This window comes from Blastococcus sp. SYSU DS0541 (assembly GCF_054050875.1).
Window position 1 is genome coordinate 22,976 of sequence record NZ_JBJHAD010000002.1, and the last position, 22,755, is coordinate 45,730.

A 22,755-nucleotide genomic window follows, 5' to 3' on the forward strand; every position below is an offset into this window, starting at 1 on the left:
CGTGGCGCCGGACACGCCTGCGGCCGGGGTCTGCCCCGGAGGGTCAGCGCTTGCGACGCCGCGCGCGCATGACCGCGCCCGCCAGCCACACGAGCAGGCCGCCCAGCGCCGCCGCCACCAGCAGCGCCACCACCAGGGGGCCCTCGACGTCGGTGAAGACGAGGCTGATCTGCACCGACTGGCCGTTGAAGACGACGAACAGCACGAGCACGACGGTGACGAAGATGAGCAGCGCCAGCGCGAGGGAGCGGCCGATGGCCTTCCCGGTGTGCCGTTCGCGGGCCGGGGCCGGCTCGGCCGGCCGTTCGGTGGTGCGGTCGGGTTCGGCGCCGGGATCGCCCGGGGGCTGGGAGCCGAGCCCGACGCTGAGCGGGTCGCGCTGCGCGCCGGCAGGCTCCCGTCCGGGGCCGGTCACCGGGCGTCCGGTTCGGTCTCGGCGGGCGGGTAGGCCGGGCCGGCGATGCCGTCGGCCGGGCCCTCCGTGGCGCCCAGGGAGTCGCGGTCCTCGCCGGGCGCCTTCTGCGCGCCGAGCGGCTGGGCCTCGCGGTCGGAGCCCGCGTTGTTCTCGTCCGGCATGGTCATGAGGAGTGATCTGCCCGCGCTCCCGCACGCGGAAACAGGGCCCTCACCAGGCGTGTCGGGATCGCGCCCCCGGGCGGGCGGTCAGTCGGCCAGCGCCGGGCCGGCCTCGTGCGCGGGGTGGCCCGCGGTCCGCTCGCGCTGCTTCATCCGCGCCTCGAACACGTGCCGGTCGCCCCCGGCGAGCTCGTCCCGGGCGCGCGCGTCGAAGGCGCGGAAGGTGCCCCAGTAGTTCTCGTCGAAGTCCTCGACGATCTGGAACGTCCACCGGTCGGCGATGACGTTGCGCCCCACCAGGTCCCGCTCGAGGTCCGCGGCCAGCGGGCCGGCGCCGGCGTCCCGGAACAGGTCGACGGACTCCTGCAGGAGCCGGTCGGCCTTGCCGGTCAGCTGGTGGAAGGCGTACAGGAAGCCACGCGCCTGGTCGACGGTCTCCAGGGCCTCGGACAGCTTGCCGAGCGCCTCCACGGTCTGGTCGTCGAGGTCGGGCCGGGTGCGGTCGTTGCTCACCGGCCCATCCTGCGGTCAGCCGCGGGCGACCGCGATCTCGATCAGCCGCTCGGCCAGCCGTCGCCCGTGGGCGGCGGGGCCGTCGGGGCCCAGGAGCCCGCCCGAGAGGTACATCCCTTCGATGATCAGGTGGACCTGGGCGGCGAGGTCCTCGCCGTCGCCCGGGACGATCTCGTCGGCCAGCCGCTCCAGGCGCGCGTGCAGCTCGAACTTGTAGTCGGCGGCGGCGCTGCGGGCGGGGTGCTGCGGGTCGTCGTACTCGCTGCTGACGTTCGTGAACGGGCAGCCGCGGAACCCGGTCCGCGTGACGTCGCGCTCGACGGCGTCGACGACCGACAGCAGCGCCGCGCGCGGGTCGCCCTCGAGCCGGTCGAGCTCGGCGTCGATGAAGCCGAGCACGGTCGCCGCCTTGCGGCTGAGGTAGGCCCCGACGAGGTCGTCCTTGCTCTTGAAGAGCCGGTAGACCGTCATCTTGCCCAGCCCGGTCTCGCGGACCAGCTCGTCCATGCCCACGCTGCGGGAGCTCCGGCCGGCGAAGAGGCGCTCGGCGGTGTCCAGCACGATCGCCTGCCGCTCGGCGCGGCTGCGGCGGACCGGAGCCGTGGCGTCGTCGGCGGCGGTGAGGGGCAGGGCGGCGGTCACGTCACCGATGCTGCACCAGATCGTGACGGAGCAGTTCGCGGCACGCCGACCCTGATCGCTCTGGGTGACGAGGGGCGCGCGGGCTCCCCGTGGCACCGGGGAGCGGAGGTGTTCGTGTGACGACGCAGCGTGACCGCCGAGCCCCGCAGGGCCCAGCCGACGTCAGTCCCGCCGGGTGCGGCGCGGGTTCGCCAGCAGCCGCGCGACGGCGCGCGCCGCGGTCTCGCCGGAGGAGTCGGTCCGCGACCCGTCGGTCGACTCGTCGGTGGCCCGGGTGTGCAGCAGGTTGTCCTCCATGCTCCGGCGCGTGCCCGGGTCGTGGCGGTGCGAAACCGGGACGCGGCTGATCAGGGCTGAGAGGTGGGTCACCCGCCCGGGCGCCGGTCAGGTGTCCGGGGTGTCGGCACCCCCGCCGGCGGCGTCGGTGCGGCCCTCGGCCGGCTCCTCGGGGTGCGGGGTGCGGCCGCTGCCGGGCTCCTCGCCGGCCGGGTCGCCCTCGGCGCGCTCGGCGCTGCGCGGCGTGCGGTGGGATTCGCTCATCGCGGGTTCCTCCTCGGGTGGGACGGGAAGCCTGTGCCCGGTCCTCGGGCGGGGAAACCGGGGGTCAGCCCACCGGGGTGGCCGCGGGCACCCGGGTCAGGAGCTCGCGCACCGTCCCCTCGTCGGGCAGCGCGCCCCGCGCGCCCGGGCCCGTGGTGGACGCCGCCGCCGCCGCGACGGCGTGCCGGACGGCGTCGGGGAGCGTCGCGCCGGTGGCGAGCGCCTGGCCCAGCGCACCGCAGAAGCAGTCCCCGGCGCCGGTCGTGTCGACGGCGGTCACCGGCGGCGGCGGCTGCAGCACGGCCGGCTCCTCCCCCGCGGGCACGACCAGGGCACCGCGCGCGCCGAGGGTCACCACGACGGCGCCCGGCGTCACCCGGCGGGCCAGCCGCACCAGGTCGGCGGGAGAGCGGTCGGCCGGCCCGGCTCCGGCCAGCAGGAGCAGCTCGTGCTCGTTGGGGACGAGCACGTCGACCCGCCGCAGCAGGGCGTCGGACAGCGGGGCGGGCGGTGCCGGGGTGAGGACGACGGTGCCGGTCGCGGCCCGCGCCGCCGCCTCGACCGCCGGCATCGGCACCTCGAGCTGGAGCAGCAGCACGCGCGCCGACCGCACCGACGGCACCTCGACGTCGACGGGGGAGAGCTCGGCGTTCGCGCCGGGCACCACGACGATCAGGTTCTCGCCGGTGCCCGCCTCGACCGGGATGGTGGCGCTGCCGGTGAGCGTGCCGATCGTGCGCAGCACGCGGCTCACGTTGACCCGGGAGGAGGCCAGCGCGGCCAGCTGCCGGTCGCCCGCCGGGTCGTCGCCCACCCGGCCGACCATGTGCACGCCGCCGCCCAGGAGCCCCGCGGCCGCGGCCTGGTTGGCGCCCTTCCCGCCCGGGGCGAGCGCCGAGGCGCGGGCGACCACCGTCTCCCCCCGGCCGGGCAGCCGGTCGACGGACACCAGGACGTCCTCGTTGAGGCTGCCGACGACGGTGACGGACACGGGGACCTCCGGGGACGGGACAGGGGTACCAGCAGTACCAGACGCGCGGTTTCCGCCGGTCGGCGCGGCGGTACCCGGGGGAGGACGACCACCGAGCGGAGAGCTGATGGCGACCGACGACCCGGACACGATCCGGCGCGCGTTCGGCGAGGCGGTGAACATGACCGCGGGCGAGCTGGAGAAGTGGCTGGAGACGGAGGAGTCCCGGTCCGTGGGGCAGAAGGACGGCGACGGCGAGTCCACCGGCCACGCCTCCGGCCGGCGGATCGTGGAGCTCCTGCGCACCAGGAAGGCCGACCTCGACGACGACGACCTCGCCCACATGCGGAAGGTGCACGGCTACGTGGCCCGCCACCTGGCGCAGCGCCCCGAGCACGAGGACGTGGAGAGCTCCCGGTGGCGGTACTCCCTGATGAACTGGGGGCACGATCCGCTGAAGAAGGGCTAGGCACCGTGCGACCCACCACCCTGCCGCGCAACGACCCCGCCCAGTACGACGACCTCGCCGACCAGTGGTGGGAGCCCGCGGGCGGGTTCGCCGCGCTGCACTGGCTGGCCGCCTCCCGGGCCGAGCACATCCCTCCGGCGGAGGGGCCCGGGCTCCTGGTCGACCTCGCCTGCGGCGGCGGGCTGATGGCCCCGCACGCCGCCCGGCTGGGGTACCGGCACGTGGGCGTCGACCTCGGGCTGGAGGGGCTCCGGGTCGCCGGCGCCCGGGGCGTGCTCCCCGTGCGCGGCTCGGTCCTCGCCGTCCCCCTGGCCGACGGCTGCGCCGACGTCGTCGTCGCCGGCGAGATCCTCGAGCACGTCGAGGACGACGTCGCGGTGCTCGCGGAGTGCGCGCGCCTGCTCCGGCCCGGTGGGGTCCTGGTCGTCGACGCGCTGGCCGCCACCCGGATCGGCCGCTTCCTCATGGTCACCGTGGCGGAGCGGCTGCCCGGCGGCCCGCCACCGGGCATCCACGACCCGGCGCTCTTCGTCGACCGCGAGCGGCTGCTCGCCGCAGCCGGCCGGCTGGGTCTGGACCTCCACCTGGTCGGCCTGCGCCCGTCGTTCCGGGACGCGATCGCCTGGCGGCTGGGCCGCCGCGACTCGGTCCGCATGAAGCCGATCCGGTCCACGGCCGTGGTCTTCGCCGGCTACGGCCGGAAGCGGTGAGCGGGCGACGCGGCGGCGGCGCACGTACCGTCGGAAGCATGATCCCGAGCAGGTCGGCCGTGGAGCCGCGCCCGTGACGACCGCCGTCCTCACCGGGGCCGGGTCCGCGCTGCCCACCACGCTCGACCAGGAGGCCGCCTGGGACGGGTTCTTCGCCGACCACTACGCGGGGGTCCGCGCCGCCCGCCGGATCTTCCTCGGCGCCGGCGTCCGCAGCCGGCACGCGGTGGCCAACCCCATGGACGAGGACCTCAGCGGCTGGGGCACCGGCGCGCGCATGGCCCGGTACATCGAGGAGGCCCTGCCACTGGGCAAGCAGGCGGTGGCCGGCGCGCTGGACTCCGCCGGGCTCGCCCCGGGCGACGTCGGCCTGTTCGCCGTCGCGACCTGCACCGGGTACGCGACGCCCGGGCTGGACATCCGGCTGGCCAGCGACCTCGGCATGCCCACGGGGCTGCAGCGGCTGCTGGTCGGGCACATGGGCTGCTACGCGGCCATCCCCGGACTGGCCGCCGTCGGCGACTTCGTCACCGCCCGGTCCCGGCCGGCGGTGCTGCTGTGCTGCGAGCTGACCAGCCTGCACGTGCAGCCCGCCCAGGACGACCTCGAGCAGGTGGTCGCGCACGCGTTGTTCTCCGACGCCGCCGCGGCGGTGGTCGTCGAGCCCGGCACGTCCCGCGGGCGGCGGCTGGCCGCGGTCGTCGCGCGCACCGACGCCTCCACGGCCGACCACATGACCTGGGACGTCACCGACCTCGGCTTCCGCATGGGGCTCTCCCCGCGGGTGCCCGACGTCCTCTCCCGGCACGTGGGCGACGTCGTCGACGAGTTGCTCGCCGGAGCAGGCCTGCGCACCGAGGACGTCGCCGGGTGGGCCGTGCACCCCGGCGGCCCGCGCATCATCGACGTCGTCCGCGACGAGCTGGGGCTGCGCGAGGAGCAGGTCGCGGCGTCCCGCCGGGTGCTCTCCGAGCACGGCAACTGCTCCTCGGCGACCGTCCTGCTGGTGCTCCAGGAGCTGGCCGACGTCGACGGCCCGGTCGTGGCCATGGCGTTCGGGCCGGGCCTGACCCTGTACGCGGCGCTGCTGCTGCCGGCCTGAGGAAGCCCTTCCCGCGTGCTGGGGACGCTGCCCCGGAGGGCGACCTCGGTCTAGCGTTCGCGGCGTGGAGCAGGCAGCCGGTGGGGCCCCGACCGTGCGGGTGTTCCTGGTCGACGACCACGAGGTGGTGCGTCGCGGCGTGGCCGACGTGCTCGAGGACGACCCGGCCATCTCCGTCGTCGGGGAGGCGGGCTCGTGCGCCGAGGCGCTGGCGCGGGCGCCCGCCGTCCGTCCCGACGTCGCCGTCCTGGACATGCGGCTGCCCGACGGCGACGGCGCCACGCTCTGCCGCGACCTGACCGCCCGCCTCCCGCGGGTGCGGTGCCTGGTCCTCACCAGCTACGCCGACCGGGCGGCCCGCGACGAGGCGGTGCGGGCCGGCGCGGCCGGTTTCCTGCTCAAGCAGGTGCGGGGCTCGGCGCTGGTGCAGGCGGTGCGGACCGTCGCGGCGGGCGGCACCCTCGCCGAGCCCGGTGCGCCGCCCCGGCCCCGGTCCGGCAGCGACCGGCTCGCGGTGCTGACCGACCAGGAGCGCACCGTCCTGGCGCTCATCGGCGAGGGGCTGACCAACCGCCAGATCGGCGAGCGGATGGGCCTGGCCGAGAAGACCGTGAAGAACTACACCAGCCACCTGCTGGCCAAGCTCGGGCTCGAGCGCCGCACCCAGGCCGCCATCCTGGCCACCGAGCTGCGCGACCCCCGGCGCTGAGGCGGCGGCCGTCAGGCCGGCAGCGGCACCGTCCACCGGATCTCGGTCCCCGAGGGGCCGGTGGAGACCGCCAGCCGCCCGCCGCGGCGTTCGGCGCGGTCGGCCAGGTTGGCCAGCCCGCTGCGCACCGTGACCGCCGGCACGCCGCCGCCGTCGTCGGTGACCACGACCCCCACCTCGTCGCCCAGGGTCACCGACACGGTCACGCGGGTCGCCCGGGCGTGGCGGACCACGTTGGTGACCAGCTCCCGGACGACCGCGATCACGTCGCCGGCCATGCCCGGCGGCAGGTCCTCGACCTCGCTGCGCACCCGCAGGTCGGGGCGCAGCCCGTGCCCGTCGGTCACCGAGCGCACCACCTCGGCCAGCCGCCGCCGGACGGCGTCCGACGAGGAGTCCTCCGCGCCGTGCAGCTCGAAGATCGACGCGCGGATGCGGGCGATGGTGCCGTCGAGCTCGTCCACGTGGGTCGCGATCCGCCCGGCGACGGCGGGGGCGGTCTCCTCCACGGAACGGCCCAGCCGGTCCAGGGCCAGGGCGGTGGCGAAGATGCGCTGCACCACGTGGTCGTGCAGGTCCCGGGCGATGCGGTCGCGGTCGGCCTGGACCTGCAGCCGCTGCTCGCGCTGCTGGCTGCGGACCAGCCGCATGGCGACGGTCGCGTGGGTGCCGAACGCCGAGGCCGGCTCCAGCACCGCCGGGTCGAAGGGCGGTCGCCCCCGCACCCGCAGCGCGACCAGCGTGGTCGGCGGGGACGCGCCGCCCAGGGGGAGGAACAGGGCCGGGCCGTAGCGGGCCGTGAACTCACCGATCACCGCGGCGTGGGTGGTGCCCGGCTCCTGCGGGACGGCGACGTCCTCGACCAGCACGGGCGTGCCGGAGCGGTGCGCGTCCCCCAGCCGGGTGCCGGCCAGCGGGATCCGCACGCCCTCGGAGTCGGCGGCGTCCGGCCCGACCGCCGCGGTGACGGTCAGCGTCCCCTCGTCCCCGGTCAACGGCGCGAGGATGCCGACGGTGTCGGCGTCGGCGAGCTCGGCGACGCGCGCCGCCGCGGCGCGCAGCACCTCGCCGGCCGGGCGCCCCGAGAGCAGCGCCGTCGCGATGTCGGTGCCCGCCTGCGACCAGGCCCGGCGCTGCTCGGCGTGCTCCAGCAGCCGGGCGTTCTCGATGGCCAGCCCCGCGACCGCCGCCATGGCCCGGGTGATCTCCAGGTCGGCGGCGGTGAACTCGCCCCCGGTCCGTTTCTCGGTGAGGTACAGGTGGCCGAAGGCGGAGTCGCGGGCGCGGACCGGCACGCCCAGGAAGGACCCCATCGGGGGGTGCCCCGCGGGGACGCCCACGGAGGCGGGGTGGGCGCGCAGGTCGGCCAGCCGGAGCGGCCTCGGGTCCTGGACCAGCAGACCCAGGATGCCCGCGCCCGCGGGCGGGTGGCCGATCCGCTGGTGGTCCTCGGGCCCCATGCCCACGGTGACGAACCGGTCCAGGCTGCTCCCGTCAGGGGTGAGCACGCCCAGCGCCCCGTAGCGGGCGTCGACGTGCCGGACCGCGACGGCGACGATCTCGTGCAGGGTCGCCTCGAGCTGCCCGCCCGAGGCCGCCGCCAGCACCGCGGCGGTGAGCGCCGCGGCGTCGTCGCTCATCGACGGGACCGGCGACAGGGCGGGGGCACGGCCCTGACGGTAGGAGCGCCGGCCCGGTGAGGGAAGCGCCTCGCCCATCGTCGGGCACGATCCGGTCGCCCCCCAGGGACCAAAGGCCCGGTCCTGGTCCGTAATTGCCCGCCCAGAACGCGACGAGGCCCCGGTCGCGGGGACCGGGGCCTCGGGGTGGAGCGGGTGACGAGAATCGAACTCGCACTGTCAGCTTGGGAAGCTGATGTTCTACCATTGAACTACACCCGCGAACGGCGACGAGACTACCTGGTCGCCGTCCCGCCGCGACAGCGGCCTCCTCAGCGCCGCATCTCGGCCAGGAAGCCGATCGCCTCCGACCGCAGCTTCTCCGCCATCCGCGAGAGCCCGGTGACGTCCTCCTGGGCGGTGTTCAGCGACGCCGAGCCGTCCACCGCGGCCGCGATGCCGTCGACGAGCCCGTTCATGTCGTCGACGGTCGAGCTCACGCTGCTCATGACGGCAGCGACGTCCTCCGACGCCTGCCGGATCTGCTCGACCTGGGCGGTGACGCGTTCTGTGGCGCGGCCGGTCTGGTCGGCGAGGTCCTTGACCTCCGAGGCGACGACGGCGAACCCCTTGCCCGCCTCGCCCGCGCGGGCCGCCTCGATGGTGGCGTTGAGCGCGAGCAGGCGGGTCTGGGCGGCCACCGAGTCGATCAGCGCGATGATCTCCTTGATCTCGGCCGACGAGCGGGTGAGCGACCCGATGGTGTCCTGCGCGGTCCCCACCTCGGTGCTGGCCGCGGAGGCGGCCGCGGTGAGCCCGGACGCCGACGCGCTGAGCTCGGTCGCGGCGGTCGCCACCTGCTCGGACATGGAGAGCACCACGGACTCGAAGTCGTCGGCCAGCCGCAGCCGGCTGCTCTGCGCATCGGTGACCCGACCGGCGGTCGCCTGCATCGCGCCCCGGGCGTCGTTGATGTCGGTGGCGGTGCGCCGGAAGGAACCCAGCAGGCCCGTGGTGAGCAGACGGCGGTGGAACCGCCCGTCCGCCGCGGACGTCAGCGCCGCGGACGACTCCCGGACGAAGGCGTCGGAGACGTCGAGCACCCGGTTGAGCGCGTGGTGCAGGGCGACGAGGTCGGGCACCTCCTCCGCGGCGGGCTCGATCCGGCTGCGGGCCTCCAGGTCGCCGCGGGCGGCCGCCTCGCAGGCCGCCGTCAGCTGGCGCACGAAGTCGCGGTGCAGGGCGAGCTCCGCGGCGTCCGAACGCCGGCTCCCCTCGCCGCGTCCGGCACGGATCCCCATGTCAGCTCTCCTCGCGGTTGATGATCGACCAGATGAACTCCTCGTAGGTCTGCCCCTGCTCGGCGAGCACCTCCTCGAGGAGGGCCGAGGAGGCGGCGACCGCGCTCCGCGCGTTCGCGTGCCGGCGCTCCTCCGCGAGCAGCCGCTGGTAGAGCGGCTGCACCCGCTGGACGGCGCCCCGAGAGGGTCGCCGGCGGTTGGAGTGGTAGCCGACCACGGTGCCGCGCGCGTCGTAGGAGGGCGTGACGTGCGCGAGCACCCAGTAGTGGCCCCCGTCGGCCGCCAGGTTGTTGATGTAGGCGAACACCTCGCGGCCGGCCCCCAGGGTGTCCCACAGCAGCGCGAAGACCGCGCGCGGCATCTCCGGGTGGCGGATGACGTTGTGCGGCTGGCCGAGCACGTCGTCGAGCGGGTAGTCGCTCACGCGGAGGAAGACGTCGTTGGCGTAGGTGATCACGCCGCGCAGATCGGTCTTCGACACGATCAGCTCGTCGGCCGAGAAGCTGCGCTCGCGCCCGGTGGGGCGTACGGCGTGGCGGGTGCCGCGGGGGACGGCGGTCGCCGGCCGGGTGTCGAGCACGCAGGTCTCCCTCGGAACTCTGGATCGATTGCGTCCCGTACATCGGCAGCCGGGAGCCCGATCGGCACCGGGGAGGCGACACCGCGCGTGGCCCGGCCGGCCGCGGCGGGCTCTCGCGGGCGGCCACGGCGCCGGCCGACTGCGGCTTCGTGCGCCGGGCGCTGCCCTTCACTCCGAGAGAGGGGGGAGGCGGTTCCCTAGACTCCGCGCCATGCTGCTGAGCGACCGCGACATCACGGCCGCGATCGCCGGGGGACGCCTCGGCATCGAGCCCTACGACCCGGGGCTGGTGCAGCCGTCCAGCATCGACGTCCGGCTGGACCGGTTCTTCCGCGTGTTCAACAACGCCCGCTACACCCACATCGACCCGGCGAAGCAGCAGGACGACCTCACCACCCTGGTCGAGCCCGAGGGCGACGAGCCGTTCGTGCTGCACCCGGGGGAGTTCGTGCTTGGGTCCACGCTGGAGGTCGTGAGCATCCCCGACGACCTCGCCGCCCGGCTCGAGGGGAAGTCGAGTCTCGGCCGTCTCGGACTGCTCACGCACTCGACGGCGGGCTTCGTCGACCCGGGCTTCTCCGGGCACATCACGCTGGAGCTGTCCAACGTGGCGAACCTGCCGATCACCCTCTGGCCGGGCATGAAGATCGGGCAGCTCTGCCTGTTCCGCCTCACCAGCGCGGCCGAGCACCCCTACGGCTCCGCCGTCTACGGCTCCCGGTACCAGGACCAGCGCGGGCCGACGCCGTCGCGCTCGTTCCGCAACTTCACCCGCGCGGAGACCCGGCGCCCCTAGCCGGGCGCGGCGTGGCGTCGTCGACCCGGGCGGCGGCCGGGACCTCGACGCCGGCGCTCTCCAGCACGGCGGAGCACCGCCCCGCCGGCGACCAGCCGGGGACCGTCCGCTCCACCTCGTCGTCGACGAAGACCTGCCGCGTGGCGATCCACCCGGCGACGGCGAGCACCGCCACACCGGTGAGCACGATGACGAACATGCCGTCGTAGCTGCCGGTCGCCCCGCGCAGGACCCCCACCAGCAGCGGGCCCGCCCCGGCGACGACGTAACCCCAGCTCTGGCTGACGGTGGAGAGCGCCGCGACGGTCTCCGGCGTTCGGGCGCGCAGGCCGATGAGCGTGAGCACCATCGAGAAGGTGCCCATGCCGACGGCGATCAGGATCATCCACAGCCACGGCGCGGCGGTCGGCGCCGTCCAGAGGCCGACCCAGCCGGTCACGTAGCTGGCGAGGAACACAGCCAGCAGCGGGCGCTGCAGGCGCGGCCGGACGGTGAGCGACGGGATGACGGCGCTCAGCGGGAGGCCGACGACGGAGTTCAGGCCCAGCAGCAGCCCGGCGGCCGCTGCGCTCAGGCCCGAGTCGCGCAGGTACTGCGCCGACCAGCCGATGACGACGTACGCCTGCAGCGCCTGGACGCCGAAGAACGCGGTGATCGCCACCGCCGTCGGGCTGTGCACCAGCGACCGCATGCGGACGGCGGTGTGGCTCTGCCGGGAGGTGTCCGGAGCGGCGGGGAGGGCCAGCCAGACCGTCGCCGCGATCAGCGCGGGCAGCGCCCAGACGACGAGCGCCCAGCGCCACCCGCCGCCGTCGGTGCCCGCCGCGTCGGCGATGGGCTGCGAGGCGACGGCGGCCAGGGTCGCGCCCAGGCCCATCGCCGTGCTGTACGCGCCGACGAGCGGTCCGGTCCGCCCCGGGAAGTGGCGCTTCACCAGGCCGGGCAGCATGACGTTGCCGAGGGCCCCGCCGGCCATCGCCAGCGCCGTCCCGGCGAGGAAGACCGGGAAGGCGGCGGCCAGGCTGCGCAGCGCGAGCCCGGCGGTCATCGCGATCAGGGCGCCGGCGAGCACGTGCGAGTCGCGGAAGCGCGCCGACAGGGCCGGGCCGGCGAAGCCGATGAGCGCGAAGCAGAGCACCGGCATGGTGGTGATGACGCCGGCCGCGCTGCTCGAGATGCCCAGGCCCCGCTCGATCTCCTGCAGGACGGGGCCGACGCTGGTGACCGCCGTCCGGAGGTTGAGCGCCGTCAGGACGATGGCGACGGCCAGCATCCCGAGACCCCGCCGTCGATCGCGGCCGGTGCTGCTGCGGGCAGGGGCGGTGCGCGTCACCCCGAAAGCGTCCTCCATGACGCGGCGCACATCGCCCCCGGGTGGGTGCGCCGCGCAACCACCCTGTGCCCCGGAACGGCGACGGCGCGCGCCCCCGAGCGGGGGACGCGCGCCGTCGCCGGGCTGCCGCGGGTCAGGTCTGCGGACCGTGCTCCGTGGCCGCCGAGCCGGTGCCGGCCGGGTCGTCGGCCTTGGTGTCGACGTCGGCACCGGACTCCGCGCCCGGGGCGCTGACGCCGACCGGCGTCATGGAGCGGAGCAGGATCTGGCTGACGTCGAGGACCTCGACGTGCTCGCCGGCCTCGCCGTTCTGCTTCTTGCTGGTCAGCGCGTCGCTGAGCATCGTGATGCAGAACGGGCACGCGGTGGAGATGACGTCGGGATCGAGCTCGAGGGCCTCCTCGGTTCGCTCCATGTTGATCCGCTTGCCGATCTTCTCCTCCATCCACATGCGGGCACCGCCGGCGCCGCAGCAGAAGCCGCGGTCCTTGCAGCGGTGCATCTCCTGCGTGGAGAGGCCCTGGACGGAGTCGAGGATCTCGCGCGGGGGCGTGTAGACCTTGTTGTGCCGGCCCAGGAAGCACGGGTCGTGGTAGGTGACCTTGCGGTCGATGGGCGTGACCGGGGTCAGCCGGCCCTCCTCCACGAGCTTGCCCAGCAGCTGGGTGTGGTGCACGACCTCGTACTCGCCGCCGACCTGGGGGTACTCCCGGCCGAGCGAGTTGAAGCAGTGCGGGCAGGTCGCGACGATCTTGCGGGTGCCCGGCACCCGGCCCTCGAAGACGCCGTTGAGGGTCTCGACGTTCTCCATGGCCAGCTGCTGGAAGAGGAACTCGTTGCCCATGCGGCGGGCCGGGTCACCCGAGCAGGTCTCGCCGTTGCCGAGGACGGCGAACTCCACGCCGGCGGTGTGCAGCAGCTCGGCGACGGCCTTGGTGACCTTCTTGGCGCGGTCGTCGACGGCGCCGGCGCAGCCGACCCAGAACAGGTACTCGACCTCGTGCGGCAGCGGACCGTCGGCGACGCGGACCTCGAAGTCCATCTCCTTGATCCAGTCCTCGCGGACGTTGCCACCCATGCCCCACGGGTTCCCGCGCTTCTCGAGGTTGGTCATCATGACGCCGGCCTCGGACGGGAAGTTGGACTCGATCAGCACCTGGTAGCGGCGCATGTCCTCGATGTGGTCGATGTGCTCGATGTCCACCGGGCACTGCTCCACGCAGGCGCCGCAGTTGGTGCAGCTCCACAGGACGTCGGGGTCGATGACCCCGCCCTCCTCGAGGGTGCCGACCAGCGGGCGGTGCGCCTGGGCGTCGTTGGTGCCCTCGATGCGGGCGTAGCCCGACGCCCACACCTGCTCGTCGGAGGGCTTGAGGACGTCGTAGTCCGGCGCCGTCTCGGACGCCGTCTTCTCACCGAGGAGGTAGGGGGCCTTCGCGTAGAGGTGGTCGCGGAGGTCCATGATCACCATCTTCGGGCTGAGCGGCTTGCCCGTGTTCCACGCCGGGCACTGGCTCTGGCACCGCCCGCACTCGGTGCAGGTGGTGAAGTCCAGCATCCCCTTCCAGGTGAAGTCCTCGATCTTCCCGCGACCGAAGACGTCGTCCTCGCCCGGGTCCTCGAAGTCGATCGGCTTGCCACCGGAGGTCATGGCGGGCAGCGGGCCGAGCGCGGGAGCGCCGTCGGGCTCGCGCTTGAAGTAGATGTTGAAGAAGGCGCTGAACCGGTGCCACGCGACACCCATGTTCAGGATCCGGCTGATGACGACCAGCCAGGTCAGCGAGACCACGATCTTGATGAACGCGACGATCGAGACGACGTCGGGGTTGGCCGGGAAGAGATTGGACACCAGGCTCGCCACCGGGTGGGACCAGGTCGGGGCGTCGTCCAGGCCGGAGGCGATCTTCGCGGCGCGGATGCTCAGGATGCTGATGCCGACGATCAGGACGACGGCCTCGACGAAGTAGCCGCGGCCCTCGTTGGACCCGGCGAACCGGCTCTTGCGGCCCTGCCGGCGCGGGTGGTCCCGCTGGCGCCGGATGATCAGGTAGAGGATCCCGAGGATCGTGCCGGTGCCGATGAAGTCGACGAAGAGGCTCCAGATCGGCCAGGTCCCGATGAGCGGCAGGTGGAACGCCGGGTCCCACACCTCGCCGAACGCCTCGACCAGCGTCAGGAAGAGGCCGTAGAAGCCGACGAAGACGAACCAGTGGGCGATGCCGATGCTCGACCACTTCAGCATCCGGGTGTGGCCCAGCGACTCGACGACCAGCGTCTTCAGCCGGGTCTTGACCGGGCCGAAGCGGGTGCCGTCGGGCTGGCCGGTGCGGATGATCCGCACCATCGCCCGGACGGCCCGGTAGGCCATGACGGACGACACGATCAGGAACAGGACGCTGATCGTCCCCAGGACGATCTGCAGCGGGCCCGTCATGTTTTCCCCTCCCGTACGCCTGGCGGCGTCGGTCGACTCCCGCCGGCCGCGCTGGCGACGGGGCTGTGTGCGGTGCGCGCGGGCCCACCGGCCGGTGGGCCGGCGATCGGCGCGCAGTGCGGGCAGGCGCAGCCCGCACTCCAGCGCACCATAGCTGGCGCGCTGTGAGGCTACTCGCCGGTAACCGTGGGCGCTGCGCCCCGGATCGGCCGACCTCCACGGGGCGCCGTGCCCAGCGGCCGACCGTCACCCCGGGCCCGTGGTCGGCATCACAGCGTTCTGCGCCTGGGGTCGCGGCGATCGGCCGCGGTCTCAGCCGGCGCGCGTCCGACCTCGCGCGCGGGGTGTGGCGGTGGAGCGGCCAGCCGTGGCGGGTCTCGGGGTGCTGGCAGCCGGCACGTCGGGCGTCCCGTGCGGCGGGTGGTCGACGGATCTGCGGATGCCCGCGAAGGGGCTTCGAGGCTCGTGGGAACCGCCTCCAGCCTCGTACCGCTGGGGGCGCGACCACGAGGCTGGGGCGACGCGTCGAGCGGTGGGCGACAGGGAGCGTCGACGGGGCTCGGGAACACGAGCGCCGCGCCTGCCGTTAGGGTGGGCAGGAAAGTTGAGCGGACCCCGCGCAAGGCGGACCCCGACTCCTCGCACGGACCAGTACCACCCCAGCACACGGAAGAGAGGCCATCTCCATGGCTCGAGCGGTCGGTATCGACCTCGGCACCACCAACTCCGTCGTCACCGTCCTCGAGGGCGGTGAGCCGACGGTCATCGCGAACTCCGAGGGCTCGCGCACCACCCCGTCGGTCGTCGCCTTCGCCAAGAACGGCGAGGTCCTCGTCGGCCAGTCGGCCAAGAACCAGGCCGTCACCAACGTCGACCGCACGATCCGCAGCGTCAAGCGCCACATGGGCACGGACTGGCGGACCGAGGAGATCGACGGCAAGAAGTACACGCCGCAGGAGATCAGCGCCCGCATCCTGCAGAAGCTCAAGCGGGACGCCGAGACCTACCTGGGCGAGCCGGTGACCGACGCCGTCATCACCGTCCCCGCCTACTTCGAGGACGCGCAGCGCCAGGCCACCAAGGAGGCCGGCGAGATCGCGGGCCTCAACGTCCTGCGCATCGTCAACGAGCCGACCGCGGCCGCGCTGGCCTACGGCCTGGACAAGGGCGAGACCGAGCAGACGATCCTCGTCTTCGACCTCGGTGGCGGCACCTTCGACGTCTCCCTGCTCGAGATCGGGGACGGCGTCATCGAGGTGAAGGCCACCGCCGGTGACAACCACCTGGGTGGTGACGACTGGGACGAGCGCGTGGTCAAGCACCTGGTGCAGACCTTCAACGCGCAGAACGGCATCGACCTGTCCAAGGACAAGTTGGCGATGCAGCGCCTCCGCGAGGCCGCCGAGAAGGCCAAGATCGAGCTGTCCGGCGCGCAGTCGACCAACCTCAACCTGCCCTACATCACCGCCGGCGCCGAGGGCCCGCTGCACCTCGACATCACGATCACCCGCGCCGAGTTCCAGCGGATGACGCAGGACCTGCTCGACCGCGCCCGCGCGCCGTTCAACCAGGCGATCCGCGACGCCGGCATCTCGGTGAACCAGATCGACCACGTCGTCCTGGTCGGTGGCTCGACCCGCATGCCCGCGGTCTCCGACCTGGTGCGCGAGCTCACCGGCGGCAAGGAGCCCAACAAGGGCGTCAACCCCGACGAGGTCGTCGCCATCGGCGCCGCGCTGCAGGCCGGTGTCCTCCGCGGCGAGGTCAAGGACGTCCTGCTCCTCGACGTCACCCCGCTCTCCCTGGGCATCGAGACCAAGGGCGGGATCATGACCAAGCTCATCGAGCGCAACACCACGATCCCCACCAAGCGCTCCGAGATCTTCACGACGGCCGACGACAACCAGCCCTCCGTGCAGATCCAGGTGTTCCAGGGCGAGCGCGAGATGGCGATGTACAACAAGAAGCTCGGCATGTTCGAGCTCACCGGTCTGCCCCCGGCGCCGCGCGGCGTCCCGCAGATCGAGGTCGCCTTCGACATCGACGCCAACGGCATCGTCCACGTCCACGCGAAGGACCTCGGGACGGGCAAGGAGCAGTCGATGACCATCACCGGCGGCTCGGCCCTCCCCAAGGAGGACATCGAGCGGATGATGAAGGACGCCGAGGCGCACGCCGAGGAGGACAAGCGCCGCCGCGAGGAGGCGGAGACCCGCAACCTGGCCGAGTCGCTGCAGTACCAGACCGAGAAGTTCCTGGCCGAGAACGGCGACAAGATCCCGGCCGAGAAGAAGGACGAGCTCGGCGAGGCGCTGTCGGAGCTGCGCTCGGCCCTCGGCGGCTCGGACATCGAGGCCATCAAGTCGGCGCAGGAGAAGGTGGCCCGCGTGTCGCAGGAGGTCGGCGGCGCGCTCTACGCCCAGCAGGCCGAGGCGGCCGGCGGGGCGCCCGGCGCCGAGGGCGGTGCCGACGCCGGCGCCGGTGCCACGGGTGCCCGGGCCTCGGGTGACGACGACGTCGTCGACGCCGAGATCGTCGACGAGGACACCGACCGCCGATGAGCTCGGGGGACGAGCAGCCGCGGGTCGTGATCCGTGACAGGCGGCGGATCGACCCCGTCACCGGCGCAGTGCGGACGCCGGCCGGCGAGCAGCCGGCCGGCGTCCGGCCCGGTACCGACCTCCCAGGGGAGCAGATGAGCGAGCACGACACGACGGCCACCGACGAGGCCGTGGGCCCGGACCAGGGCACGGCGCCGCAGCAGGAGACCGAGGCGCAGGACGCCGCACCGCAGGCCGGCGCCGAGGGCGACCTGGCCCAGCAGCTGGCCGAGCGCACGGAGGACCTGCAGCGGGTCACCGCCGAGTACGCCAACTACCGGCGGCGGGTCGACCGGGACCGCGCGCTGGTCGTGGACCAGGCGGCGGAGCGGTTCGCCGCGCAGCTGTTCCCGATCGTCGACGACATCGAGCGGGCCCGCGACCACGGCGACCTGACCGGCGCCTTCAAGGTGGTGGCCGACCGCGTCCTCGGGTTGCTCGACGGGCTCGGGGTCGAGGCGTTCGGGAAGGCCGGCGACGAGTTCGACCCGTCGCTGCACGAGGCCGTCATGCACGACACCTCCGCCGAGGTGAACGTGCCCACGGCCACGACCGTGCTGCGGCAGGGCTACCGCCGCGGCGAACGGGTGCTGCGCACCGCGATGGTCGCGGTCACCGAGCCGGAGTCGCCGGCCCCGGCGGCGGAGCCCGCCGGGTCCGCCGACCAGACCGCCGGCTGAACGGCGACCGACCGAGCACGAGAGGGGGCGTCCGATGAGCACCCGTGACTTCATCGAGAAGGACTACTACGGCGCGCTCGGCGTCCCCCAGGACGCCGACGCCGCCGCGATCAAGAAGGCCTACCGCAAGCTGGCCACCGAGCTGCACCCGGACAAGAACCCGGGGAACGCCGAGGCCGAGGCGCGGTTCAAGGAGGTCTCCGAGGCCTACGACGTGCTCTCCGATCCCAAGCGGCGCGGCGAGTACGACGACGCACGGCGGCTGTTCGGCGCCGGGGGAGCCGGTGCCCGCGCCGGCTTCCCCGGCGGGTTCCCGGGGGCGGGCCCCGGCGGTCAGCCCTTCGACCTCGGCGACCTCTTCGGCGCGGCCGGGGCCGGTGCCGGCGCCCGAGGTGCCGGCGGCCTGGGCGACATCCTCGGCGGCCTCTTCGGCGGCGCCGGGGGTGGCGGGGCCCGGGCGCGCAGCCAGGCGGCGTCCGGTCCGGCCCGGGGCCAGGACGTCGAGACCGAGGCGACCCTCTCCTTCGAGGAGGCCGTCCTCGGCGTGACGGTGCCGCTGCGGATGCAGAGCCCGGGCAGCTGCCCGACCTGCGCCGGGAGCGGTGCCCGCCCGGGCACCTCGCCGCACACCTGCCCGGTCTGCCAGGGCGCCGGGGTGACCAGCCGCAGCCAGGGCGCGTTCGCCTTCTCCGAGCCGTGCCGCAACTGCCGCGGCAGCGGTCAGGTGGTGGAGGACCCGTGCCCCACCTGCGCCGGCAGCGGGATCACCAGCCAGACCCGCACCATCACGGTGCGCATCCCGGCCGGGGTCAAGGACGGCCAGCGCATCCGGCTGGCCGGCAAGGGCGCGCCCGGGCGGCGGGGCGGCCCGGCCGGCGACCTCTTCGTCGTCGTCCACGTGTCCGAGCACGAGTTCTTCGGCCGCAAGGGCGAGGACCTCACGCTGACCGTGCCGATCACCTTCGCCGAGGCCGCGCTGGGCACCACGCTCACCGTGCCCACCCTCGACGGCACCGTGTCGCTCAAGGTGCCGCCCGGCACCGCCAGCGGCCGCACGCTCCGGGTGCGCGGGCGCGGCGTGCCGGCGAAGGGCCGCACCGGCGACCTGCTGGTCACCGTGGAGATCGCCGTCCCCGTGCGCCTGACCCCGGCGCAGCGCAAGGCCGTCGAGAACCTGGCCGAGGAGATCGACGAGGACCCGCGCCCGCAGATCACCGCCGCGGTGCGGGCGGGAGGTGACGCATGACCAGGCCGTCGGGCGGGCCGCTGGGCGACGCGGCCCAGGCCGTCGCCGACGACGCCCCGGTGTTCGTGATCTCCGTGGCGGCCGAGCTGGCCGGCATGCACGCCCAGACCCTTCGGCAGTACGACCGGCTCGGGCTGGTCAGCCCCGGCCGGACCCCCGGCGGCGGCCGCCGGTACAGCCCCCGTGACGTCGCGCTGCTGCGCGAGGTCCAGCGGCTGTCGCAGGAGGACGGCGTGAACCTCGCCGGGATCAAGCGGATCATCGAGCTGGAGTCCCAGGTGGAGGCGCTGCAGGCCCGGGTGCACGAGCTGCTCGAGGAGCTGCAGCACTCCGAGAACCGGCGGATGGCGGCGGAGGCCGCGGTCCCGGCGGTGTACCGCGCGGACCTGGTGCCGCACCGGCGGCAGACCTCGGCCCTCGTCGTCTGGCGCCCGGGCGGTAGCCGGTGAGCGGGCCGGACGTCGACCCCCACGAGGCCTTCGTCGCGCTCGAGCGCGAGATCGGGCTGCTGCTCCGGCGGTCGCGCGCCATCTCCACCCGGCTGGCGCGGGAGCTGCACCCCGACCTCGACGGCGCCGCGTACGGCCTGCTGGCCCTGCTGCAGGACACCGGACCGCTGCGCGCGAGCGACCTGGTGGCACGGCTCGGGCTGGACAAGAGCACCGTCAGCCGGCAGCTCTCCAGCCTCGTGGAGCTCGGTCTGGTCGACCGGACCGCCGACCCCGACGACGGCCGGGCGCAGGTGCTGACGCCCTCGGCCGAGGGGGCGGCGCGGCTGGCCCGCATCCGGTCGGCCCGCCGGGCCCGCTGGGAGAGCGACATGGCCGGCTGGCCGCCCGAGGACGTCGCGACGCTCGCCGTCCTGCTGGAGCGGCTCAACCGGATCGGCGAGGCCCGCGAGGCCGAGTCCGCGGGATGACCGCACCGGCGGGTCCGCCCGCCGGTGCGGCCCGTCACCGGGTCGCGAGGCCGTCCAGCACCGCGCGCGCCACCGCGGCGAGGTGCCGGCCGTCGTCCGCGTCGAGCAGCCCCGCCAGGACGTCGTCGCGCAGCGCCGGCGCCAGCAGGTCCCCGACGTTGCCCCGGAACTTGGCGGCCACCTCTGGTCGCGAGAGCGGGTCGTCCGGGTTTCCCCGCGCGTTGCGGGTGGTCGCCGTCCACGTCCGGCCGTCCCTCGCCCGCACGGTCACCTCCGCCGGGCGCTCCGCGGGCAGCGCCGCCGTGAACTCCGGTCGTTCGCGCACCGCCACCCGGCGTGCCAGGTCGGCCACCGCCGGGCGCGCCAGCCGCCCGGGCAGGAACGCCCCCGCGTCCAGCCCGCCGTCGGTGAGCAGGGTCGCGACGCAGTACGGCAGCGAGAAGCGCGCGTGCATGTCCGACCGGACGTCGGTGCCGTCCAGCGACGCGGCGAACGCGAACGTCGCGACCTCCACCGCCTCGATCTCCTCCGTGCGCAGCGGCACCCCGTCCGTGGCGGCGCGCACCGCGTCCAGGGCGGGCTGGATCCACCGGGCGCAGGCGTAGGGCTTCAGGTAGCTCTGCGAGATCTGCCAGCGCAGGCCGAGCCCGCCGGCGAGCTCGGCCTCGGAGAGGTCGGTGCAGACGGCGGAGTCGAAGAGCGCGCGGTAGGTGCCGACGCTGCCGCCCGCGCCGGCCTCCCGGACCCGCCGGCCGGCGAGCGCCCCGTAGCAGGCGCCCAGGCCGGTCCACAGGTTCCGGACGGTCCCGCCCTGCACGGGCACGGCGAGCGTCGCGGCCATCGGCAGGGCGGACCCGAGGAGGAACGCCGACGTCAGCTCGTCCGCGGAGCCGTCGTGCAGCAGCACCTCGGCCAGCGCCGCCGCGGCGGGCCCGTGCACGCCGTGCGGGTGCATCCCCGGGCGCAGCGACGTCGCCGTCCCGGCGCGCAGCCCCACCTCGGTGGCGACCAGGAAGACCTCCAGGAGCCGCCGGTCGCCGACGTCCTCCGCCGCGGCGGCGTGCAGCAGCACCGGCAGCGCGTGCGGCGCGGGGTGAGCGGTGGGCACGGGCGGCAGCCGGTGCCCCTGCGGGTGGAACGAGCCGCCGGAGTCGGCGTCGAGCCAGGTCGCGGCGGTACCGAGGGTGATCAGCGTCCCGACGGGCGGTCCGCCGGCGCGCTCCCCGGCGGTGCCGAGCTCGTGGGCGAGCGCCCGCACCGGCGGGTACCGCAGCCCGCCGAGCAGGGCGCCGAGGGTGTCGACGAGCAGCAGGCGGGTGGCGGCGACGACGTCGTCGGGCACGTCGTCGAGGCGGGCGCCGGCCGCGAACTCGCCGAGGGCCCGGTAGGGCCGGTCGGGTGCGGTCACGCCGGCTGCTCCAGCCCGGCGCGGACGGCGGGGACCAGCTCGGCCAGGTGGTCCCGCACCCCGGCCACGGCGCCGGCGAGGACCACCCCGGCGATGCGCAGTCCGGCGAGGGGGCGCAGCCGGGCGGTGATCGCGGCCGCGTCCCCGGTGAGGACGAACCGGTCCCGCACCCACCGGTCCGCCTCGGTGACGACGCCACCGCGGGCACCGGCGCTGCCGTGCCTCGCGTAGTCGTGGGCCTCGGCGACCTGCCGCGCGGCGGCCACCTCGTCGTCGTCCAGGCCGTACCACTCCGGCGCGGAGACCAGCCGCAGGGCGCACGAGCCGAGGATCGGCTCGGCCGCCGCGGTGGCCTCGGCGTCCGAGCCGGTGACCGTGGCGCGCAGGAACAGCCAGACGGTGGCCGCCGGGTCCTCCCCCCGGGCGAGCGCCACCGCGCGGGCGACCACGTCGGCGTCGGCGCCGGTGTCGAGCAGCACCCCGCCCAGCGCAGCGGCGGTGGCCGCGATCGTCCGGGGTCCCGAGGCGGCGCCCAGCAGCCGCCCGCCCAGGTCGGCGTCGCCGAGCGCCTCGCGCAGGAGGCCCAGCGAGGCGGTGTACTCCCGCAGCGGCGGGAGGTCGAGCCCCTCGTTGCGCACCGAGCTCTCCCCGCGCCCGACGACGGTCAGCACCCGGCCCGGGTGCAGCCCCTCCAGCGTGCGGACGGCGCCGGCCAGCGTCGCCGGGTGGCGCAGCCCCAGGCTGGCCACGCAGGGGCCGGCGAGCCCGGCAGCGGTGCCGGCCAGCACGCGCTCGGTCTCGACGAGGCAGTCGGGGAACAGCCGCGGGCTGTCGGCGAGGCCCACGCCGTCGGCGCCGGCGGCCAGGGCCTGCTCGGCGGTGGCGACCGCGTCGCCGACGCCCCACGGCTCGGCGGAGTTGAGCAGGACGGCGGTCACGACAGCGCCGCCAGGAGGTCGGCGGCGCGGCCGGTGCCGGCCGGCACGCGCACCGGGGCGGGCAGCGCGACGGCGGGTGCGGGGCGGCCGGTCACCGTCTCCAGCGTGGGCGCCAGGGCGTCGGGCATGCCGGTCAGCCCGGCCTCGGACGCCCGGGCGGCCAGCCAGCCGGCCGCGAGGCAGTGCCCGTGGGCGAGGGCCTGCTCGTCGGCCGCGCCGGCCTCCGCGGGCTGCACCGCCATGAGGCCGGCCGCGACGTCCAGGACCCCGCCGAGATCGGTGCTCCCCGCCGCGACGGCGGCGCAGGCGGCGGCGGCGACCACCCCCGTGGTCGCCCGGGCCGTCGGCGCGGGGCCGTCCGCGCCCGCCGCCAGGTCGGCCCCCAGCGCGAGCCCCGCCGCCACTGCCTGCTCGATCAGCTCCAGCGGCGCGTCGTCGGGGGCCGCGGCGAGCGCGACCAGCGTCAGCCCGTCGGCGTCCGGCGCTCCGGCGCGGTGCAGCCGGGCCCCGTTCCACAGCAGCCCCGGGTAGGGCGCCGCGCGGCGGCCGGCGCCGAGCAGCGGCAGCGCCCCGTCGTCGGTGCCGATCGTGGCGGCCCAGGCGAGGAGGTCCGCCGGCACGGGCGCCGAGGTGGCGGCCGCGAGCCGCTCCAGCGCCGGCCGCACGGCCC

At 75.2% G+C, this 22,755-nt stretch carries 24 protein-coding genes, 1 tRNA gene and 1 pseudogene; 10 read left to right on the plus strand and 16 right to left on the minus strand.

All coding sequences use genetic code 11. The features are described from left to right. Positions 1 to 43: 43 nt before the first annotated feature. The 7 genes from ACI794_RS02435 to ACI794_RS02465 all read right to left on the minus strand — a co-directional run bounded on the left by ACI794_RS02435 (position 44) and on the right by ACI794_RS02465 (position 3,262). On the minus strand, positions 44 to 415 hold the full coding sequence (locus tag ACI794_RS02435; RefSeq protein WP_456602343.1) for a lipopolysaccharide assembly protein LapA domain-containing protein: 372 nt from the start codon (positions 413 to 415) through the stop codon (positions 44 to 46). After that, a complete protein-coding gene (locus ACI794_RS02440; protein WP_456615602.1) occupies positions 412 to 582 on the minus strand; it encodes a hypothetical protein in 171 nt (56 codons plus the stop codon). Before ACI794_RS02440 ends, ACI794_RS02435 begins: the two co-directional genes overlap by 4 nt. 81 nt (positions 583 to 663) lie before the next feature. Continuing rightward, the gene (locus ACI794_RS02445) at positions 664 to 1,089 is read right to left on the minus strand and encodes a hypothetical protein (protein WP_456602345.1); all 426 of its coding nucleotides are present in this window, start codon (positions 1,087 to 1,089) and stop codon (positions 664 to 666) included. Positions 1,090 to 1,104: 15 nt separating this feature from the next. Then, positions 1,105 to 1,731: a TetR/AcrR family transcriptional regulator gene (locus tag ACI794_RS02450; protein ID WP_456615603.1), complete on the minus strand. Its 627-nt coding sequence runs from the start codon at positions 1,729 to 1,731 to the stop codon at positions 1,105 to 1,107. Positions 1,732 to 1,893: 162 nt separating this feature from the next. Next, positions 1,894 to 2,028: a hypothetical protein gene (locus ACI794_RS02455; protein WP_456602347.1), complete on the minus strand. Its 135-nt coding sequence runs from the start codon at positions 2,026 to 2,028 to the stop codon at positions 1,894 to 1,896. 87 nt (positions 2,029 to 2,115) lie between these two features. After that, entirely contained in the window at positions 2,116 to 2,271 is a 156-nt protein-coding gene (locus ACI794_RS02460; protein ID WP_456581011.1) for a hypothetical protein, read from the minus strand. Between the two features lie 64 nt (positions 2,272 to 2,335). After that, positions 2,336 to 3,262 (minus strand): ribokinase, encoded by a 927-nt coding sequence (locus ACI794_RS02465; RefSeq protein WP_456615604.1) that lies wholly within the window; start codon positions 3,260 to 3,262, stop codon positions 2,336 to 2,338. 106 nt (positions 3,263 to 3,368) lie between these two features. Here ACI794_RS02465 and ACI794_RS02470 point away from each other — a divergent pair, with 106 nt between their 5' ends. The 4 genes from ACI794_RS02470 (at position 3,369) to ACI794_RS02485 (ending at position 6,231) form a co-directional block, all read left to right on the plus strand. Continuing rightward, positions 3,369 to 3,710 (plus strand): DUF3140 domain-containing protein, encoded by a 342-nt coding sequence (locus ACI794_RS02470; RefSeq protein ID WP_456602349.1) that lies wholly within the window; start codon positions 3,369 to 3,371, stop codon positions 3,708 to 3,710. A 5-nt stretch (positions 3,711 to 3,715) separates the two neighbouring features. Then, positions 3,716 to 4,420 (plus strand): methyltransferase domain-containing protein, encoded by a 705-nt coding sequence (locus ACI794_RS02475; protein WP_456615605.1) that lies wholly within the window; start codon positions 3,716 to 3,718, stop codon positions 4,418 to 4,420. Between the two features lie 73 nt (positions 4,421 to 4,493). After that, a complete protein-coding gene (locus ACI794_RS02480; RefSeq protein WP_456615606.1) occupies positions 4,494 to 5,522 on the plus strand; it encodes a type III polyketide synthase in 1,029 nt (342 codons plus the stop codon). A gap of 64 nt (positions 5,523 to 5,586) precedes the next feature. Continuing rightward, positions 5,587 to 6,231: a response regulator gene (locus ACI794_RS02485; RefSeq protein WP_456615607.1), complete on the plus strand. Its 645-nt coding sequence runs from the start codon at positions 5,587 to 5,589 to the stop codon at positions 6,229 to 6,231. Positions 6,232 to 6,242: 11 nt separating this feature from the next. Here ACI794_RS02485 and ACI794_RS02490 read toward each other — a convergent pair whose 3' ends face one another. From ACI794_RS02490 to ACI794_RS02505, 4 genes are all read right to left on the minus strand, one after another. Then, positions 6,243 to 7,871, minus strand: coding sequence for a GAF domain-containing protein (locus tag ACI794_RS02490; RefSeq protein WP_456615608.1), 1,629 nt, complete (start codon positions 7,869 to 7,871; stop codon positions 6,243 to 6,245). 187 nt (positions 7,872 to 8,058) lie between these two features. Continuing rightward, positions 8,059 to 8,132: transfer RNA gene (locus ACI794_RS02495), tRNA-Gly, on the minus strand. Positions 8,133 to 8,182: 50 nt separating this feature from the next. After that, complete coding sequence (locus ACI794_RS02500; protein ID WP_456602353.1) at positions 8,183 to 9,151, minus strand: methyl-accepting chemotaxis protein; 969 nt, start codon at positions 9,149 to 9,151, stop codon at positions 8,183 to 8,185. Position 9,152: 1 nt separating this feature from the next. Beyond that, a complete protein-coding gene (locus ACI794_RS02505) occupies positions 9,153 to 9,731 on the minus strand; it encodes a PAS domain-containing protein (protein WP_456615609.1) in 579 nt (192 codons plus the stop codon). A gap of 211 nt (positions 9,732 to 9,942) precedes the next feature. On the opposite strand from ACI794_RS02505, the gene dcd reads away from it, so the two are divergent. Next, complete coding sequence (gene dcd, locus ACI794_RS02510; RefSeq protein WP_091930153.1) at positions 9,943 to 10,527, plus strand: dCTP deaminase; 585 nt, start codon at positions 9,943 to 9,945, stop codon at positions 10,525 to 10,527. On the opposite strand, the gene ACI794_RS02515 is transcribed toward dcd, so the two are convergent. Further along, positions 10,499 to 11,860: an MFS transporter gene (locus tag ACI794_RS02515; protein WP_456615610.1), complete on the minus strand. Its 1,362-nt coding sequence runs from the start codon at positions 11,858 to 11,860 to the stop codon at positions 10,499 to 10,501. The two genes, dcd and ACI794_RS02515, sit on opposite strands and share 29 nt — an antisense overlap. A 349-nt stretch (positions 11,861 to 12,209) precedes the next feature. Beyond that, a pseudogene (locus ACI794_RS02520) lies at positions 12,210 to 14,294 on the minus strand (heterodisulfide reductase-related iron-sulfur binding cluster); the annotation flags it as partial. Between the two features lie 686 nt (positions 14,295 to 14,980). On the opposite strand from ACI794_RS02520, the gene dnaK reads away from it, so the two are divergent. The 5 genes from dnaK to ACI794_RS02545 are packed head-to-tail and all read left to right on the plus strand — an operon-like array spanning position 14,981 to position 19,739. Continuing rightward, a complete protein-coding gene (gene dnaK / locus ACI794_RS02525) occupies positions 14,981 to 16,855 on the plus strand; it encodes a molecular chaperone DnaK (RefSeq protein ID WP_456602357.1) in 1,875 nt (624 codons plus the stop codon). Beyond that, positions 16,852 to 17,574 (plus strand): nucleotide exchange factor GrpE, encoded by a 723-nt coding sequence (gene grpE, locus ACI794_RS02530; protein ID WP_456602358.1) that lies wholly within the window; start codon positions 16,852 to 16,854, stop codon positions 17,572 to 17,574. Before dnaK ends, grpE begins: the two co-directional genes overlap by 4 nt. Before the next feature lie 34 nt (positions 17,575 to 17,608). After that, positions 17,609 to 18,820 (plus strand): molecular chaperone DnaJ, encoded by a 1,212-nt coding sequence (gene dnaJ / locus ACI794_RS02535; protein ID WP_456615611.1) that lies wholly within the window; start codon positions 17,609 to 17,611, stop codon positions 18,818 to 18,820. Further along, positions 18,817 to 19,269: a heat shock protein transcriptional repressor HspR gene (locus ACI794_RS02540; RefSeq protein WP_456615612.1), complete on the plus strand. Its 453-nt coding sequence runs from the start codon at positions 18,817 to 18,819 to the stop codon at positions 19,267 to 19,269. The genes dnaJ and ACI794_RS02540 overlap by 4 nt, the downstream gene beginning before the upstream one ends. After that, complete coding sequence (locus ACI794_RS02545; RefSeq protein WP_456602361.1) at positions 19,266 to 19,739, plus strand: MarR family winged helix-turn-helix transcriptional regulator; 474 nt, start codon at positions 19,266 to 19,268, stop codon at positions 19,737 to 19,739. The genes ACI794_RS02540 and ACI794_RS02545 overlap by 4 nt, the downstream gene beginning before the upstream one ends. Positions 19,740 to 19,773: 34 nt before the next feature. Here ACI794_RS02545 and ACI794_RS02550 read toward each other — a convergent pair whose 3' ends face one another. Genes ACI794_RS02550 through ACI794_RS02560 form a run of 3 tightly spaced genes read right to left on the minus strand, consistent with a single transcriptional unit; the run spans position 19,774 to position 22,750 of the window. Then, positions 19,774 to 21,147 (minus strand): MmgE/PrpD family protein, encoded by a 1,374-nt coding sequence (locus tag ACI794_RS02550; protein ID WP_456602362.1) that lies wholly within the window; start codon positions 21,145 to 21,147, stop codon positions 19,774 to 19,776. Continuing rightward, positions 21,144 to 22,085 (minus strand): LLM class flavin-dependent oxidoreductase, encoded by a 942-nt coding sequence (locus ACI794_RS02555; protein WP_456615613.1) that lies wholly within the window; start codon positions 22,083 to 22,085, stop codon positions 21,144 to 21,146. The genes ACI794_RS02550 and ACI794_RS02555 overlap by 4 nt, the downstream gene beginning before the upstream one ends. Next, the gene (locus ACI794_RS02560; protein ID WP_456602364.1) at positions 22,082 to 22,750 is read right to left on the minus strand and encodes a hypothetical protein; all 669 of its coding nucleotides are present in this window, start codon (positions 22,748 to 22,750) and stop codon (positions 22,082 to 22,084) included. Before ACI794_RS02560 ends, ACI794_RS02555 begins: the two co-directional genes overlap by 4 nt. Positions 22,751 to 22,755 lie beyond the last annotated feature (5 nt).